Annotated in this window: 21 protein-coding genes and 1 tRNA gene; 14 read left to right on the top strand and 8 right to left on the bottom strand. The window is 66.8% G+C overall.

Annotated features, from left to right (window positions below):
• The first annotated feature begins 866 nt into the window (after window positions 1-866).
• From MAY35_RS22840 to MAY35_RS22815, 6 genes are all read left to right on the top strand, one after another.
• Window positions 867-1,340, top strand: coding sequence for a hypothetical protein (locus MAY35_RS22840; protein WP_238423575.1), 474 nt, complete (start codon window positions 867-869; stop codon window positions 1,338-1,340).
• Between the two features lie 19 nt (window positions 1,341-1,359).
• Window positions 1,360-1,524 carry a hypothetical protein gene (locus MAY35_RS22835; RefSeq protein WP_238423574.1) on the top strand — a complete coding sequence of 55 codons (165 nt, stop codon included), beginning with the start codon at window positions 1,360-1,362 and terminating at the stop codon, window positions 1,522-1,524.
• 484 nt (window positions 1,525-2,008) lie between these two features.
• Entirely contained in the window at window positions 2,009-2,950 is a 942-nt protein-coding gene (locus tag MAY35_RS22830; protein WP_238423573.1) for an SMP-30/gluconolactonase/LRE family protein, read from the top strand.
• Between the two features lie 41 nt (window positions 2,951-2,991).
• The gene (locus tag MAY35_RS22825; protein WP_238423572.1) at window positions 2,992-3,465 is read left to right on the top strand and encodes a helicase associated domain-containing protein; all 474 of its coding nucleotides are present in this window, start codon (window positions 2,992-2,994) and stop codon (window positions 3,463-3,465) included.
• Window positions 3,462-3,620 carry a hypothetical protein gene (locus MAY35_RS22820; RefSeq protein WP_238423571.1) on the top strand — a complete coding sequence of 53 codons (159 nt, stop codon included), beginning with the start codon at window positions 3,462-3,464 and terminating at the stop codon, window positions 3,618-3,620. The genes MAY35_RS22825 and MAY35_RS22820 overlap by 4 nt, the downstream gene beginning before the upstream one ends.
• 15 nt (window positions 3,621-3,635) lie before the next feature.
• On the top strand, window positions 3,636-4,502 hold the full coding sequence (locus MAY35_RS22815; protein ID WP_238423570.1) for a hypothetical protein: 867 nt from the start codon (window positions 3,636-3,638) through the stop codon (window positions 4,500-4,502).
• Between the two features lie 128 nt (window positions 4,503-4,630).
• Here the strand turns inward: MAY35_RS22815 and MAY35_RS22810 are convergent, their stop codons facing one another.
• The 5 genes from MAY35_RS22810 to MAY35_RS22790 form a co-directional block, all read right to left on the bottom strand.
• Window positions 4,631-5,065 carry a hypothetical protein gene (locus MAY35_RS22810; protein ID WP_238423569.1) on the bottom strand — a complete coding sequence of 145 codons (435 nt, stop codon included), beginning with the start codon at window positions 5,063-5,065 and terminating at the stop codon, window positions 4,631-4,633.
• Window positions 5,062-6,243, bottom strand: a complete 1,182-nt coding sequence (locus tag MAY35_RS22805) for a globin domain-containing protein (protein WP_238423568.1) — start codon at window positions 6,241-6,243, stop codon at window positions 5,062-5,064. The genes MAY35_RS22810 and MAY35_RS22805 overlap by 4 nt, the downstream gene beginning before the upstream one ends.
• An 81-nt stretch (window positions 6,244-6,324) precedes the next feature.
• Entirely contained in the window at window positions 6,325-6,819 is a 495-nt protein-coding gene (locus MAY35_RS22800; protein WP_238423567.1) for an Rrf2 family transcriptional regulator, read from the bottom strand.
• 57 nt (window positions 6,820-6,876) lie between these two features.
• On the bottom strand, window positions 6,877-7,131 hold the full coding sequence (locus tag MAY35_RS22795) for a DUF2510 domain-containing protein (RefSeq protein WP_238423566.1): 255 nt from the start codon (window positions 7,129-7,131) through the stop codon (window positions 6,877-6,879).
• A gap of 249 nt (window positions 7,132-7,380) precedes the next feature.
• A complete protein-coding gene (locus MAY35_RS22790; RefSeq protein WP_238423565.1) occupies window positions 7,381-8,133 on the bottom strand; it encodes a DUF72 domain-containing protein in 753 nt (250 codons plus the stop codon).
• A gap of 130 nt (window positions 8,134-8,263) precedes the next feature.
• Here MAY35_RS22790 and wrbA point away from each other — a divergent pair, with 130 nt between their 5' ends.
• The 3 genes from wrbA (at window position 8,264) to MAY35_RS22775 (ending at window position 10,219) form a co-directional block, all read left to right on the top strand.
• Window positions 8,264-8,863 (top strand): NAD(P)H:quinone oxidoreductase, encoded by a 600-nt coding sequence (wrbA, locus tag MAY35_RS22785; protein ID WP_238423564.1) that lies wholly within the window; start codon window positions 8,264-8,266, stop codon window positions 8,861-8,863.
• A 288-nt stretch (window positions 8,864-9,151) separates the two neighbouring features.
• Complete coding sequence (locus tag MAY35_RS22780) at window positions 9,152-9,658, top strand: FBP domain-containing protein (RefSeq protein WP_238423563.1); 507 nt, start codon at window positions 9,152-9,154, stop codon at window positions 9,656-9,658.
• Between the two features lie 132 nt (window positions 9,659-9,790).
• A complete protein-coding gene (locus tag MAY35_RS22775) occupies window positions 9,791-10,219 on the top strand; it encodes a nitroreductase family deazaflavin-dependent oxidoreductase (RefSeq protein WP_238423562.1) in 429 nt (142 codons plus the stop codon).
• Between the two features lie 23 nt (window positions 10,220-10,242).
• On the opposite strand, the gene MAY35_RS22770 is transcribed toward MAY35_RS22775, so the two are convergent.
• Window positions 10,243-10,932 carry a 1-acyl-sn-glycerol-3-phosphate acyltransferase gene (locus tag MAY35_RS22770; RefSeq protein ID WP_238423561.1) on the bottom strand — a complete coding sequence of 230 codons (690 nt, stop codon included), beginning with the start codon at window positions 10,930-10,932 and terminating at the stop codon, window positions 10,243-10,245.
• Between the two features lie 36 nt (window positions 10,933-10,968).
• Between MAY35_RS22770 and MAY35_RS22765 the strand changes: the two genes are divergently transcribed.
• Window positions 10,969-11,526, top strand: coding sequence for a TetR/AcrR family transcriptional regulator (locus MAY35_RS22765; RefSeq protein ID WP_238423560.1), 558 nt, complete (start codon window positions 10,969-10,971; stop codon window positions 11,524-11,526).
• A gap of 68 nt (window positions 11,527-11,594) precedes the next feature.
• Window positions 11,595-12,143: a dihydrofolate reductase family protein gene (locus tag MAY35_RS22760; RefSeq protein ID WP_238423559.1), complete on the top strand. Its 549-nt coding sequence runs from the start codon at window positions 11,595-11,597 to the stop codon at window positions 12,141-12,143.
• Between the two features lie 7 nt (window positions 12,144-12,150).
• On the opposite strand, the gene MAY35_RS22755 is transcribed toward MAY35_RS22760, so the two are convergent.
• Window positions 12,151-12,576 carry a DUF309 domain-containing protein gene (locus tag MAY35_RS22755; RefSeq protein ID WP_238423558.1) on the bottom strand — a complete coding sequence of 142 codons (426 nt, stop codon included), beginning with the start codon at window positions 12,574-12,576 and terminating at the stop codon, window positions 12,151-12,153.
• A 152-nt stretch (window positions 12,577-12,728) separates the two neighbouring features.
• Window positions 12,729-12,811 (bottom strand) — tRNA-Leu (locus tag MAY35_RS22750).
• Between the two features lie 277 nt (window positions 12,812-13,088).
• Between MAY35_RS22750 and MAY35_RS22745 the strand changes: the two genes are divergently transcribed.
• The 3 genes from MAY35_RS22745 to MAY35_RS22735 form a co-directional block, all read left to right on the top strand.
• On the top strand, window positions 13,089-14,474 hold the full coding sequence (locus MAY35_RS22745; protein WP_238423557.1) for a DUF3662 and FHA domain-containing protein: 1,386 nt from the start codon (window positions 13,089-13,091) through the stop codon (window positions 14,472-14,474).
• 216 nt (window positions 14,475-14,690) lie between these two features.
• Window positions 14,691-15,155 carry an FHA domain-containing protein gene (locus MAY35_RS22740; protein WP_238423556.1) on the top strand — a complete coding sequence of 155 codons (465 nt, stop codon included), beginning with the start codon at window positions 14,691-14,693 and terminating at the stop codon, window positions 15,153-15,155.
• Window positions 15,152-16,531 (top strand): PP2C family serine/threonine-protein phosphatase (locus MAY35_RS22735; RefSeq protein WP_238423555.1); only part of this gene is annotated, 1,380 nt, incomplete at its 3' end. The genes MAY35_RS22740 and MAY35_RS22735, both read left to right, overlap by 4 nt.

The raw sequence follows: 16,531 nt of genomic DNA, 5'->3' as shown, positions 1-16,531 counted from the left end.
GCCGGAACCTCGGTGGCGGTGGCGTCACGAGAGAGATTGTGGCGCAGATCTTGCAGGGACACCTGACCTCCACCGCATGAACAACCGCGAGCAGAGGGACGAGGACGCGGCATGGTGGCCAGATCAGACTTAGGCCTTCCGCCACCGAGGTTCCGGCGGCCACCGCGAATACGATCCCACCGCCTACCTACATGGCCAATCCGCCGGGTCGCCAGCGCGGATAGACAGAAATCAATCTGAGATCACCTCAATGGTCTGTACCGCGAAACAAGTGACTACCCGAGTCTCCAAAATCGAGGGGTGGCATCTTGCATATACATCGCATTAATGTCGCACTTAGCATCGCACTAAGTATCGCATTCTTTTAAGAGTAAGAGACGGAACGGCGCCGCAATCGACGGCGTACCGATCAGGACTCGATAGGTTCCCGGTTCGTGGCAAGCTGACGTCGTGAACACGCAAATCCCGGCGTCCGGATCTGGCACGGTTTCCTCGCCTCCCCCACCCGCACCGAGCCCAGGTGCGACGCGGGAGAAGTTGCTCTCTTGGTCGCCACGCGGGTACTCAGTCAACCGGTTTTGTCCTCGTCCAACAGCCTGATGAGACGAAGCCGCGGCCGAGCACGGTGGGCATGCTGACGAAGGGCCCGGCATCATCGCGCTCTGGTCCTCTATCTGCTGCTGCTGACGTGGTGGCCGTGGCTCTCCGCGCGACACACTCCGCTGGCGGCCGAGGTGTGGGTTCGCGCTCTGACCGCGGAGGGGCCGGGGACAGCGAACGCGCTCACCTGGTCGCCGTCTACGTTGTCGAGAACGTGGGGCGAGCTCGAGAAGCTGGGACTGGTCGAGCGTAAACGGGAAGGGCGATTGACCCGAATCGTCCCGCGTCGCGAGGACGGGAAGGACGACTACGTTGTACCGGCTGGGCAGAGGGATTGGTACAACGCCTACTTCACTCTCCCTCATGAGTTCTGGACCGAGCAGCACTTCGCGACGCTGAGTCCTGCCGCTCTCGCGGTGCTGCTGATCGTCTTGAAGGAGACAACGAAGAAGCCCGACGTCGAGCTCCTCCGGGAGCAGATGCAGGACTGGTACGGGATCTCAGGCAAGACAGTGACAAAGGGTATCCACGAGCTGATGGCCGCTGACCTGATAGAGGAGCGACTGCGGTGGGAGGAAGACCCATCCGCGAAGCTCGGGTACGTCAAGCATCACCACTACGGGTTGACGGGTGTGTTCAGCACCGAGGAGAGGGCGGCGCGACGACGCGTAGCGCGACGCAAGCGCAGGTTGAACGAACGCAAGAAGGCCAAAAACGCTGCCCAGGAGGCGAAATCATGACTACGAGCACACCGCCCCCGTGGCCGCCGCACACGTGGTCGAAGTACGCATGGAAGACGATCGGCCAAGCGATGCGGTCGACGGCCACGACCGTCCGTTCGTGGCGATCTTGGCAGCGATCATCGTGCTGCCCACCGTTTCCGCTGCAATCTCGTTCGTGATCGTCCGTTCCGTGTACTTCTAGGACTGGGCGTGACATTCGACTCTGGCACCTACATACGCCCAACAGAAAATGAAATCGCGGAGGTAGGCGTGATGGACAGGGAACTCGACAAGTGTGGGTTGAACGGCGATCTCCCTGACGGGAGCTGTAGATACACCGCTCGCGCAGAGCGAGATGGTTTCGGCAAGGTGTGCAAGCAGCATGCCCATCGCATCACGACGTACGGCGACCCATATGCGACACCACTGCCCGCCGGCTCGAAGGAGCCAACATACGCCGAGATCCTTCGCCGCAGGGCCCAGGGTGACTACAACAGAAACGCTGACTGATCGCGCGCGGTCGGCGACCGAGCGCGCGTTTACACTTTCAGGTCGTGCCCCATCGGAAACCGGGACTCTCCCCTGCGACGCGGACGATTCGACCGCCGACCGCTGAGCTGCACCGGTCCGAGCTTCCTGCGGACGCGGAACCCTGCACGCTCGTCGCGGGAACCGCGGAAGACGTGGTGGCGGGCCTGGATGGGTCGCTGATCTGCGGCGTCACCGGTGGTGCGATCGTTCGAGTCGACCCCTCCACCGGGGAACGGAGCATCATCGCGGACACCGGTGGTCGGCCACTGGGCCTGGAGGTGTGCGAGGACGGGCGCCTACTCGTGTGTGATGCGCACAGGGGGTTGCTGCGGGTGGATCAGTCCATGGGCGAGGTCGAAACGCTGGTCGACCAGGTCGATGGCGTTCGGCTGCGGTTCTGCTCGAACGCCGCCGCCGGCCCGGACGGCACGGTGTGGTTCACCGAGTCGACCGACCGGTTCGACTTCGAGCACTACATGGGTGCGCTCCTGGAACACCGGCCGTCGGGACGACTCTTCCGCCGAGACCCGGACGGGACCGTGACAACCGTCCTCGATGGCCTCCACTTCCCCAACGGGGTTGCCCTCGCACCCGATCGGCGGTCGCTGCTGTTCACCGAAACGGGCAACTACAGTCTGTCGCGGCTGTGGCTGACCGGGCCCCGGCAGGGCGAGGTCGAGGTGCTGCTGTCGAACATGCACGGGTTCCCCGACAACATGTCCCGATTCGCCGACGGCCGATCGTGGATCGCGATGACCAACCCCCGCAACACCGCGCTCGACCGGTCAGCGAACTGGCCCGGATTCATACGCTCGGCGATCTGGCGACTTCCCGACATCCTGCGTCCCAACCCCGAGACCATCGTGTGGGCGATATGCGTGGACCCCGACGGTCAGGTGGTTGATGAGGTCCGCGGCGTGCATCCTTCATTCGACACCGCGACCGGCGCAGTCGAACACGACGGCACGCTCTACCTGGCGAGCGTCTGGCAGGACTCGCTGTTGTCGATCGACCTCCGCAACAGAGACTCCAGTGATTTGGCGAGTTGCACCGCCCGTGCAAACACCCTGTGGCGCAACGAGGCCGATAATCGGTGACGCAGATCCGGAGCGCTGATCGAGCGAGCTGGTGAGCCGCGATGAGTAGTTGTGAGGAGCGGTTCGAGGCCGGGATCGCGCACCTGCACCGGTACGTCGCCGCGCACGGTTCGAGCTCGCCGCCGCACGGGGCGACGATCGACGGATTCCGCATCGGGAGTTGGGTCGATAGTCGGCGTACCGAGTACCGCCGGGGCCGGTTGTCGGCCGAGCGGATCCGCCGCATCGAGAGCGAGTTCCTGGACTGGCGGTGGAACGTGCGCGACGTACCACGGAAAGTCCCCTCGATGCTGCACTGCCACCTGCCCAGCCGACCACGAACAGCAATGCTGGCCCCGCCCCTGACCGACATGATCACCGAACGTGACAGCCCTGCTGTCGCCCAAGCCTGGTTCCAGGGCCTCAATCCAGTCCTCGACGACCGCGCGCCGGCCCTGTTGCTGCGCGAGGGAGAACTCGCCGACGTCGGCCCCCAGGTGTTGGACGCCGCCCGCCAGTTCGCCGCGGTGGGATGACCCCACCACCCCTACCGACAGTTACCACCCCGCACGGACCGAACACCCCCACCGCCCGAGAGGGCATGCCCGTCTACCGGGTGGGTTACGCCCCCAGCCTGTGGGAGTGGACGCCCTGGGAGTACGCCACCAACGGCCGATTCGCCGGCTGCTGAGACGACCCCGACGGGGTGTGGCGCAGCCTGTACTGCGCCGACACTCCCCTGGCCTGCTACCTCGAGGTCCTCGCGTTCGCGCGCCCCAGCCCGCAACTCATCGCCGAACTCGACGACATCACCGTCGACGACGAGGATGACGAGCTCTACCCCGCCGTGCCGCCCGGGCAGGTCGCCCGATCCTGGTGCGAGGCCCGAATACTGGGCCGCGGAGCCCTGACCGGTCGATTCGCCGTGCCCGCCGACCTCGACACCCTGCGCCTACGATTCCGGCCCCTCGCCATCCGGTACGGCCTCTACGGTCTCGACACCGCGGCGCTGCGTGACGGCCGCCCCCCGCGGCCTCACCCAAGCCATTTAACGGTGGATCTACGCCCTACTCGACCAGCAGGGCGAAGCCGCCGCCGGCGGATCGAGTTCGACTCCCGCCACGGCGACCACCTACGCATGTGGGCGCTCTACGAACGAGCCGCCGACCCCGACATCAGCCCCCACGTCCACGTGGTCGACCACTGCCGGATCGACCCCATCGATCCCGACCTCACTCGGCATCGCATGGTCACGCTAGACTGCGCGAGAGTCATTGTGACAGAACACAACAGAAGAACGGACGGCCCTTCCGGTCACACCCGTACAACCGATCTGCGGTTCGAGACCGGGATCGCGCACCTGCACCGCTACGTCGCCGCGCGCGGTTCGAGCTCGCCACCGCACAGCGTGACGAACGCGGATTCCGCACCTGGAGTTGAGTCGACAGCCGCCAGGGGCGGTGTCGGCCGATCGGATCCGCCGTATCGGGATCGAATTCCGGACTGGCGGTGGAACGTGGGTGACGCGATGCTCGACGTCGGGTCGGCGCATCTGCGCCGTTCGACCCCTTAGCGGCCCCCATCCCCCTCCCTGAGGTGCGAGCGAAGCGAGCCACGAAGGGTCCCGTGAGTCAGGTCGCCAGCCCTTCGAGGCTCGTCGCCAGCGCTCCGCACACCTCAGGGATCAGGGTTTCCCGCGGATCAGGTGGCCGCGATCAGCACCGCAGTGCCAAGCCAGATCAGCGCGATCACCTTGACCACCTCGAATCCGACGTACACGAAGTGGGCGTGACTGCGGGGTCCCTCGTGCCCGGCGAGCACGGCGTCGGAGCGTCTGGTCAGGGCGGGTCGTACGGCCGCGAGCTGGACGACGAGCGCGGCGATGGCGACACCGGCGGCGATCGGCTTCGCGAGACCACCCCACTCACCGAGGACTACGGCCACGAGAATGCCCGCCGCCCAAACGATCTCGGCCGCGTTGAGCGCGCGGAAGACGAGACGACCGATGCCCAGCCCGATCGGCACCGTGACGCCCGGGGCACGGAACTTCAGCGGCGCCTCGACGAACGAGATCGCGACCACCATGCCGAGCCACAGGAACGTCAGCGCGGTGACGACCGCTGCCGCAGTGCTCATCGGGCGCCCGTGCGCAGGAGTTCCGGTCCGAACGTCTCGTAGTGGATGCGGCTCTCGTCGATCTCATGGTCGAGGAACGCCTCCCGCATCGACGACAAGAAGCCGGTCGGGCCGCAGAGCATGACGTGGGAGTTCCGGTCGACGGCGACCCCGTCCAGCGACATCTGCCCGAGTCGCACCGCGTCGGAGACGACATGCGGTGACGCGTTCTCGTACCACTGGATCAGACGTCCCGAGGGAAGCGAATCCGTCAGTGCGGCAAGCATTCCGCGATGCGGCTGGCGATCTCGGGATCGGTCGGCGTGCAGCACGGTCACCGGGCGCGCGTCGCGCCTCTCCGACAACGCGGTCAGCAGGCCGATGACCGGTGTGCAACCGATACCGGCCGAGGCCAGCAGTAGGGGCGCGTCGTCGTCGGGCAGGATCAGGTCGCCGAACGGGGTGCTGACATGCAGGAGGTCGCCTTCGAAGACGTGCTCGTGCAGGTGCGCCGACACCTCGCCGGCGAGTTTGACGCTGAAGCGCCACGTGGGTTCGCCGGCCGAGCCGGTCAGACTGTACTGACGGATCTGCCGTGCGCCGTCGAGCAGCGGGACCTGGACGGAGATGTACTGTCCGGGGCGGAAGCTCGGGAGTTGACCCTCGACCGGGGCCAGCGTCAGCGCAACGGTGTCGGGCGAGACCTGCTCGCGCCCGATGACGCGGACCTCACGCCACACCTGCCCCGGTTCGACGCCTGCTTCGGCATAGAGATCGGCTTCGGAGCTGATCAGGAGATCGGCCATGTCCCAGTAGAGCTGGTCCCACGCATCGGCGACCTCCGGCGTGACCGCCGCGCCCAGCACCTCGACGATCGCCGCGAACAGGTGGTCGTGTACCACTGCGTACTGCTCGGCGGTGACCCCCAGCGACGCGTGCTTGTGCGCGATGCGATCGAGGATGAATCGCTGTCGACGAACATCCGGTTCCAGCTGGAGACGCGCGAACGCCGCGATCGAACCCGCGAGCGCCTGCGGTTGTTCGCCCGACTTCTGGTGGGTCCGGTTGAAGAGGTTGTCGAGCAGGTCCGGGTGCGCCGCGAAGAGTCCGCGATAGAACCGCGGCGTGATCTCCGCGAGCGATCCTTCGACCGCGGGGAGCGTGGCGGCGATCGTCGCGCGTTGGGTGTCAGACAGCATGAGAACTCCTTTGTTCAGCTGCTCATCGGTTGGTGCGCAGGAAATCTGGGGTCCGGCGGATCGGGTTGATCCGGCATCGGGTCAGGAGCCGAGACGTCGGGGCGTCGTCGCAGACGGCTCGTCGCCGGACGGACGCGGTGTGAGCGACAACAACACGGCGGTCGTCGGCTCGCGGGCGAGGTCGGCGACCGTCTCGGAGTCCAGGCTCTCGTAGAAGGCCGCGACCGCGCGGGCGAGCGAGCCCCGGAGCCGGCAGGCGTGCCTCAGCGGACACGGTTGTGCGCCTTCACATTCCACGACCTCGCCGTCGCCTTCGAGTGAACGCGCCAGCCATCCGACCCGCGCTTCGCGACCGAGCTCGGTGATCGTCAGTCCGCCCGTCCGGCCGCGTCGAGCATGTACGACGCCCATCTCCGACAGCCTGCCGACGACCTTGGCGACGTGGGTGTACGGCACCGCGAGTTCCCGGGCGAGATCCTTGGTGGTAAGAGCTGTTGCAGCCCAGTCACCCTGGTGTGCAACAGCCAACCGCATCACGACTCGGAGGCCGATGTCGGTGAAGCGTGTCAGTTGCATAACGTCAGTAGATCACAAATTGGTATGCCCGATACCAATTAAGAGCCGTGACGCCCGTCACGTGAGGTGATCCGGCCCCATGTCACCGTCGATGACGCGGGGCCGGGTGTGAGTGGTCCAGGTCTGACCGTCGTGATACCGGTCCGCGGCCGGGTCCTGCGGATCCGGGTACCAGCCACCCACGACTCCCTGGACGCCGCCGCCCGCCGGCCTCTTCGAGTTGCGCGATACGAGGACGACGATCCCCGCGATCCCGGCAGCGAGAACGCCCAGCAGCGCGAGGAGGACGACGAGCATCAGGAGGATCGACATGCTCGCACCGTACCGAGCGTTGGGCGGGCTGCGACGTCGTCGGCGGCGCCTCTGCTCCGATTCCGTCGAACGGTGGACCCGGCCGTGCCGCACAGCGGATCGGCCCGTTCGGCCGGATCAGTCCTCGACGGTCCTCGCACCGTACCGAGCGTTGGGCGGGCTGCGACGTCGTCGGCGGCGCCTCTGCTCCGATTCCGTCGAACGGTGGACCCGGCCGTGCCGCACAGCGGATCGGCCCGTTCGGCCGGATCAGTCCTCGACGGTCCTGACCGGAATCCCCATCCGTTGCGCGCGGCGAATCATGGTGAACGCGTTGTCGATTGCCGCACAGCCGGGATCGTTGTTGAAGTAGACATAGACGTCGCAGGCGGCGTCGTACGTGTCGGCGAGGCGTCGGAGCCAGCTGTCGATGGCGCGGACCCCGTAACTCATGGGGCGCTTCGCCGTCCCGTCGTGCAGGCGCAGGTAGCCGAAGTCGGCCGTGCGCCACGACGGGGTGAGCATCCGGTTCTTCCGGTCGGCCCAGCACAGCGCGGCGTTGTGCTGTTCGAGGATCTCCCGGACGTCGTCGGTCCACCATGAGTCGTGACGGGGTTCGACGGCGACCTGGACGCTCGTCGGGAAAAGGTCCAGGGTCTCGGCGAGTGCATCCGGCTGCGCCTTCAGGTTGGGCGGCAGCTGCAGAAGCACGGGACCGAGCCGGCCGTCGAGGCCTCCGGACCTGTCCAGGAATCGCTGCACGGGCTCTGCCGGTTCCTTCAGCCGCTTGATGTGGGTGAGGTAGCGGCTCATCTTCGCGGCCATGCGGAAGTCGCGCGGCACGGCTTCGGCCCAGTGCTCGAAGGCGGTCTTCTCTGGCAACCGATAGAAGGTGTTGTTCACCTCCGCTGTCGGGAAGTGCTCTGCGTAGAAGTTCAGCCACGACCGTTGGGGCAGCTTCTCGGGGTAGAACGCGCCGCGCCAGTCCTTGTACTGCCAGCCCGACGTACCGATGAACAGCATCGCTCCACCTATCCGCTCACGACGGGCCTACGAATCCCGACGACGGCCGCTCGCCAAGCGTGTGGGTGTCGAATCACGGACGGCGGGTACCCGCCGGCGGAACGTTGCAATCATCGACAGGGAGTGACACATGACCAAGCTGGCGATCATCTACTACTCGTCCACCGGGCACGGCACGACGATGGCGCAGGAGCTCGCATCGGCCGGGGAGGCCGCCGGGGCCGAGGTGCGCGTCCGCCACATCGCCGAGACCCGCGATCCCGAGACCTTCGCCGACAACCCGGCGTGGTCGGCCAACTACGAAGCCACCAAGGATCTTCCCGCCGCGACCGGGGACGACATCGTCTGGGCCGACGGTGTGATCTTCGGCAGCCCGACCAGGTTCGGCAGCACGGCTTCTCCGTTCCAGACCTTCCTGGACTCGCTCGGCGGCCTGTGGGCGCAGGGCAAACTGGCCGACAAGGCGTATGCCGCCTTCACCTCCAGCCAGACGGCCCACGGCGGCCAGGAGACCACCCTCACCGGGCTCTACACGTCACTGATGCACTTCGGCGGTGTCCTCGTCCCGCCGGGTTACACCGACGGCCTGAAGTTCGCCGACGGCAATCCGTACGGCGTCTCGCACGTCACCGGTCCGGAGAACCAGAACGAACTCGACGACGCCACCAAGGCGGCTCTCGGCCACATGGCACAGCGGGTGGTCAGGATCGCGGGGTTGCTCGCCGCCTGAGGCATCGCTCACCGAATCCGTTCCCGCTCACCCTATTTGGGTGAGCGGGAACGCAGTTCATGAGCGCGATGAGGCCGGAAACGGGTTGACAGCGATGGCCCGGGGGTCCACCATCGGTCCTCGTGTCTGACAGTGTGTCGCCCTCCGGGCGTGAGGAGGTCGTCGGCGTCGTGCGCGCCGACGGTTGAGCACCCCGCCCCGACCGGCGCGTGTCCGTCCCAGCGACGACCGCGCCGGTTGACGTGTGCCTTCCGCAACCTTCCTCCGACACCTGAGGTGTAGACACTCATGCATGCTTTGACCGAGGCCCAGATCCGTTCGTCGTTCGTCAATGCGACCCTGCGCGAGCGCAAGAGCCTGACCCTTCCCTCCGACTTCGACGAAACCGACTGGGAGAAGCTCGATTTCGTGGGCTGGCGCGACCCGAAACTGCCCATGGTCGGCTACCTCGTCATCCCCACGGACGACGACGTGGTCGGCATCATGCTCCGCCTGGGCGGGCGCCAGCCGCGCAACCGGCCGTTGTGTTCGTTCTGCGAGGACGTCCACCTTCCCAACGAGGTCGCCTTCTTCAGTGCGAAGTTCGCCGGCGCATCCGGACGCAAGGGCAACACCGTGGGCACGTTGATCTGCTCGCACTTCGAGTGCTCCGCGAACGTCCGGGCCAAGCCGTCGGCCATCTTCTCCACCGACGACCCCGAGACCGTCCGGCAACAGCGCATCGCCGCGCTGCGCACGCACCTCGCCGGATTCGCCGAGCGGGTCGCGAGTGGAGACAACCCCTCCGCTGACTGAGGTGAGCGCGCCTGCTCCCTGAGGTGCGAGGAGCGCAGCGACGAGCCTCGAAGGGGCCAATGACGCGGGCGTCGTACCCTTCGAGGCTCGCTTCGCTCGCACCTCAGGGGCCGGAGCGGCGATAGTGGTCCCATGACGTCGTTGTTCATCCGAACGCTGCAGACCCACCAGTGGCTCTACGAGCACTCCGGCGGCCTCATCGGGCATCGCATCCTCATGGGCAATCCCACTCTGCTGCTCCGCACGATCGGGCGTCGTACGGGCGAGGCGAGGTGCAACGCGCTCACCTACGCCCGGGACGGTGAGGCCTACCTGGTGGTCGCGTCGAACGGCGGGTCGCCGCGGCCACCCGGCTGGCTGGCCAACCTCAAGGCGCACCCGCACTGCGAGATCCAGGTCGGGCGCCGCCGCCTGCAGGTCACGGCTCGGCCGACCTACCCTGACGACCCGGACTACGCCCGCCGGCTCGTTCTCGCCGACGAGGTGAACAACGGTCGCTACGCCGGGTATCAGAAGAAGACGTCACGCCCGCTCGCCATCGTCGAACTGACGCCGCGGTAGGAGTCACGCGCCCTTCCGATGGCTTACGCAGCGCCGGGCCGGTCTGCGCGAGTCCACTGCCGCGCGTATTCGTCGATGTAGCTCTGTCCGGACCGCCCACAGATCGTTGCCATCAGTTCGTCTGTGAGGACGCGTATTCGGTCCTCGGTGGCACCTCCAGAGCCGAGGTCGAGCGCCGGGAGGATGTCGATCGTGACCCGGTGTCTCCCTGGCGAACGGCCATCCGCTCGCCCGGTCCCGGAGATCGCAACCGGTACGAGCGGCGCCCCCGTGATCAGCGCCACCCGCACTGCCCCGGTCCGTCCGCGATACATCCGCCCGTCCGGGGATCGAGTGCCTTCGGGGTGGATTCCCCAGGCTCCCCCGTCATTCAGGATCTCCACCGCTCGGCGGAGTGCCGACGACGCTTCCGTGCCGCCACGACGATCGACCGGAATCTGCCCCAGGGCGAGAAAGAACCAGCGTTGCAGGCGACCGACGGGACCAGGCCGTTCGAAGTACTCACGCTTGGCGAGGAACGTCACGGGTCGGCGCGCGGCCAGAGCCAGGTAGAAGGAATCGAGCACCGATAGGTGATTGGCGGCGACGATGACCGGACCGCGCGTGGGCAGATGCTCGCGGCCCACGATGCGGGGTCGCGCCCACACGACGAGGGCGGGACCGATGAGGACGTACCGACACAGGGCGTACGCCAGACTTGTTCTCCTTCGCATAGACAGTGTCTACCTGAGGTGGGTGACACTGTCTACGTGCAGTCAGCGAAGACCAGGACCGCGTTGGTTCGTGCCGGCGTCGAGTTGTTGGAGGAGACCGGTTCACCGGATGTCGGATTGCGCGAGATCGCACGTCGTGCGGGCGTCTCGCACGGCGCTCCCCGCCGATGGTTCCCGACGCACCGCTCGCTTCTGGCGGCCATCGCCCGCGAAGGCCTGGAGGACCTGTCCTCGGAGCTGATGCGTGCGGCGGGCGAGGTTCCCCAGAACATCCGGCACGTCGCATTCGCGTACGTTGCGTTTGCCCGTCGTCGACCTGCGATGTTCGCCCTGATCTTTCGGCACGACCTGCTCGAGGGCGGAGGTGCCGACCTCCGCACCACCTCACGGCCGCTGTTCGCGTGGCTGGTCTCGCTGATCGAGCACAGCGGTACCGTCCTCGATCCCGAGTTGCGGGCGGCCGAGCTGTGGGTCGGGGTGCACGGGATCGCGATGCTGTCCTCGACGGGATCGTTGGGTCTGGCCGTGCCCGGGATCGACGACGACGAACTCGTCGTCCGGATCGTCGAGAACTGTCTACGGTCGTCGCGCTGATCCCCCGATGACTATCGCCCGGCTCGCCGGTCGGTATCTCTAAGACTCCGACGACCCCGAGGAGAACCATGCGCACGCTGGCGATCACCCAGAACATGACGCTCGACGGCTCGATCGAGATGCTGACCGACTGGTTCGACCCCACGATCGAGGCGCCGGACCTCATGGCCGAGTCGCACCGCCAGGATGCCGAGGCGGATGCGCTGCTCGTAGGCCGGCAGACCTTCGAGGACTTCCGCGGGTTCTGGCCACACCAGGAGAACGACGCCACCGGGATCACCGAGTACCTCAACGGCGTCGACAAATACGTGGTGTCGAGCACGATGACCGACCCGGAATGGCAGAACTCGACAGTGCTGTCGGGCGATGTGGTCACCGAGGTCACCGCTCTCAAGAACGCCGAGGGCAAGGACATCGTCGTCACCGGCAGTATCAGCCTGTGTCACACGCTGATCGACGCCGGCCTGGTCGATGAGTATCGGCTGTTCGTATACCCCACCGTCCAGGGATCGGGCCGCAGGCTGTTCCCGGCCGGCCTCGAGATCCCGAAGCTACGTCTCATGGAGACGAAAAGCTTCGAACTCGGCGTCTCGCTCCTGCGGTATCGCACGGTGTGACGAACCGTCAGGACTCGATCTCGGCCCGGGCATCGTCGCGGATCGCCGCCAAGTCCAGCCCATACGTCGGCCCGCCGGACCGCTCGTAGTCGACGAGCCGCGCGGCGGCCCGCTCGAAGAGGCGACGAGCCCCGACGGTGTTGCCGCGTCGACGATGAGTCAGGCCGACGCAGAGTTGCGCAAGTCCCTGCCAGAGCGGCCGCTCCTCCGGTGGGCACGACTTCCACCGCGTCTCGTAGACCTCGTGGGCGGAAAACGGCCGGCCCTCGTCGAGGAGCTGCCGGGCGAGCGCGATCGTCTCCTCCGGCGGCAACGGATCCTCGGAGACGGGTTCGACGCCCTGCGCGCCGTACGGCAGCGGGCGACCCAGCTCGTCACGCGGGCGGGCCTGGCGAGCGCGACCGTCGGGGTCGCGATCGCGGTCCTTGTTCATACCCCACACCTCCGCGGTCGACTCCGGGTCCACTGTGGCAGGTGTCGCGACAGGCGGCGCACGCGCGTATCATCCCCGCACCGGAAACGAGAAAGGTCAGGTCGCTGTGCGCAACCTGACCTTGTCGTCGTGTGGAGCGAATCCGCTCTCGGTGGGCGAAGGGGGACTTGAACCCCCACGTCCCGAAGGACACTGGCACCTGAAGCCAGCGCGTCTGCCATTCCGCCACTCGCCCGTGGCCACCGGAGTTCCGGTGGGCATGTCGTCGAACTGGGTGCGTCCGGCGACTGGACGACGATAGCAGCACGCCGCCACCGAAACAAAACTCGTTCGCCGACGTTGCATTTGTGCAGTACGTCAGGTTACGTCGAACGTCGGAAACAGACCATTGGGACAGATGGTGCACACGGTGCACCAGTTGCCTTGGTGGCACAGTTGGCCCTTGTTGTCGCTATCATCAAACAAGGCCAGATGCACGGCGACACGCTCTAATGCCGCGAAAGGAGGTCTCGGTGGGGATCCTGCAACGACTAGAACGCAAGCTCGAAGGTGCGGTCGACGACGGTTTTGCTCGCGTCTTCGGTGGTCAGGTGGCCCCGCAGGAGATCGAGAACGGGCTGCAGCGAGAAGCCGAGGAGTCGCTCGAGAACCTCGGTGACGGTACCGTCCTTGCGGCCAACGCCTATACGTTGCTGTTCAGCCCGACCGATCATCAGCACATCGCTGCGGAATACGAGCTGAACCGCAAGACTTTCTCGAAGCACTTGGAAAACTTCATCAAGGACAACGGATGGCAGACCTACGGCAAGGTCGTCGTAGAGTTCGAGCAATCGCCGTCCTTGCACACGGGGATCTTCCGCGCTCGCGGCACGGTCAACCCGGATGCGCGGCCCCGCCCGGTGGCTGCGCGTACGGAACAGCCGCAGGATGCACGAGCACCGAAGGCCCCCAACCCGCCGGCCGGACCTCCGGCACCCGTTGCTTTCCCGCCGAACGCCCCCGACCAAGGAGCCCCCAAGATGACTCAGAACCCCGGATACGACCAGCGCAGGGGCGCCGATCCCGCCTACGACCCGTACGGTCAGGGCGCGGGCCAGCAGGGCTCGGGACAGGGCTACGACCAGCAGGGCTACGACCAGTACGGTCAGCAACAGCCCGGTTACGACCAGGGATACGACCAGCAGCAGGCTTACGACCAGGGCCAGGCTTACGGCCAGCAGCAGCCCGGCGGTTACGACCAGCAGGCGTACGGCCAGCCCGCCGGTTACGGACAGCCCGGCTATGAGCAGCAGGGGTACGGCCAGCAGCCCGGCGGCTACGACCAGCAGGCCTACGGTCAGCAGCCGGGGTACAACCAGCCCGGGTACGAGCAGCAGGGGTACGGCCAGCAGCCCGGCGGCTACGGGCAGCAGGGTTACGACTACCAGCAGGGCGGCTACGACCAGGGTTACGGCCAGCAGCCCGGATACGACCAGGGTTACTCGCAGCAGCCGGGATACAACCAGGGTTACGACCAGCAGGCCTACGGTCAGCAGCAGGCAGGCTACGACTACCAGGGCGGTTACGACCAGGGTGGCTACGGCGCCGGACGTCCGGCGGCGGGTTATGCGCCGTCGTCGATCACCCTTCTCCTCGAAGACGGCAGCAACCGCACCTTCCAGCTGCACGAGGGATCCAATGTGATCGGACGCGGCCAGGACGCCCAGTTCCGCCTCCCCGACACGGGCGTCTCGCGCCGTCACGTCGAGATCCGCTGGGACGGGGCCACCGCGATGCTCACCGACCTCAACTCCACCAACGGCACCACGGTCAACGACCTGCAGGTCAACACCTGGGAACTCGCCGACGGTGACCGCATCCGGGTGGGGCACTCCGACATCACCGTACGGTTCCAGTAGCAGGCCCGACCGCCGGACACAACGCCTCCACGACGCGGGCGGCAATCGTTACCGGCCGGAGCGGTTGATACGGAACTGTCATATGCGAATGACCGGGTTCGGCGGATCTGCCCATAAGATGCAGTCGGGTCCGCCCGTTGCGATCGGCTTCGCCGACGATCGTCTTCGCAACCGGTACGACCGACCGAGATGTCACGCGCTGGAGGTGGACACGACATGCAGGGCTTGGTGCTGCAGCTGACCCGTATCGGGTTCTTGTTGCTGCTCTGGCTTTTCGTCTTCGCCGTGATCCGCACGCTGCGCGCCGACATCGCCTCCGCAGGTGGCCTGCGTATCCCGCGGTACTCGGGCGGCTCGGAGAAGCGTCGGCGCGGTGGCGGCGTCCGAGGCGCGGCCCGCTACCTGGTCGTGACGCACGGCGCCCTGGCGAACACCCGGATCAGCCTCGGACAGCAGCCGGTACTCCTCGGACGCGCCGATGACTCGACACTCGTGCTGACCGACGACTACGCCTCCGAGCGCCATGCACGGCTCTCCCGACGCGGCGACGAGTGGTACGTCGAAGACCTCGGCTCCACCAACGGCACCTACCTCGACCGATCCAAGGTGACGACCGCGGTCAAGGTTCCGCTGAACACGCCGATCCGCATCGGCAAAACCGTGATCGAGTTGCGCCCGTGACACTTGTGTTGCGCTACATCGCGCGCAGCGATCGCGGTCTCGTGCGGTCCAACAACGAGGATTCGTTCTACGCCGGCCCCCGCCTGCTCGCCCTCGCCGACGGCATGGGCGGGCACGCCGCAGGCGAGGTCGCCAGCCAACTGGTCATCCGCGCGCTCAGTTCGCTCGACGACGACGAGCCCGGCGGCGACCTGCTCAGTCAGCTCGACCGCGCGACGCGGGCCGGCAACGAGGCCATCTCGGCGCAGGTGCACGAGTCGCCCGAGCTCGACGGCATGGGCACCACCCTCACCGCCATCCTGTTCGCCGGCAGCCGGATCGGCCTGTGCCACATCGGCGATTCGCGCGGCTACATGTACCGCGACGGCGTACTGACCCAGATCACCCGCGACGACACCTTCGTCCAGACCCTCGTCGACGAAGGTCGTATCACCGCCGAGCAGGCCCACACCCACCCGCAGCGGTCGCTGATCATGCGCGCGCTGACCGGCACCGAGGTGGAGCCGACACTCACGATGCGTGAGGCCCGCGCCGGCGACCGGTACATGCTCTGCAGCGACGGCCTGTCCGACGTCGTCAGCGAGGAGACGCTCGCCGAGACCATGGGATCCATCGCCGATCCCAAGGAATGTGCCGACCGCCTCATCGAACTCGCGTTGCGCGGTGGTGGCCCGGACAACGTCACCGTCGTGCTCGCCGATGTCGTCGACACCGAGTACGGCGATTCGCGCCCCATCGTCGGCGGCGCAGCCGGCGGCGGGAACGAAGAGATCTACACCCCCGATCCGGCGACCGCTGCCGGCCGCGCCGCGGCACTGCGGCCGCCACCGGCCGAACCGCAGCGTCCGACGGTGCTCACCGACGAGCAGCCCGCGTCGAAGCAGAAGAGCAAGTGGCGCCGCTGGATCGTCGCCGGAGTCGCACTGACCGTGGTGGCCGCGCTGGTCGCGGGCATCTTCGTGGTTCGCGCGATCGTCCGCAGCAACTACTACGTGGCCGCCGACGACTCCGGCGACGTCCTCGTCTACCAGGGGTCGCCCGAGAAGGTGTTCTTCCTGTCGATGAGCAATCCGGTCCAGCGAGTCTGTGTCGAAAACCTCGACCAGGAGAAGCCGTCGTACACGTTCATCTCCTACGAAGACAACTGTGAGTTCCCCCTGAACGTCGACGACCTGGTGTCCGGGCCGGCACAGTCGGTGAAGAACGTGCTGATCAGAGACAAGAGCGAGCAGCAGGTCCAGGGCGTGGTGACCGACGAACTCACCTTCCGCTGCGACAACGCCCCCTCGGCGACACCACCCGCCGGAGCGCCGCCGTCAGCCGGCACCCCCGCACCGGAGTCGACGCCCGGCACCGAACCGCCCGCCCCCCGTGCC

The organism is Gordonia sp. 'Campus' (genome assembly GCF_022206305.1).
Lineage (GTDB): Bacteria > Actinomycetota > Actinomycetes > Mycobacteriales > Mycobacteriaceae > Gordonia.
The sequence above is the reverse complement of the archived record's forward strand: the minus strand, read 5'-3'. Positions and strand labels throughout refer to the sequence as shown.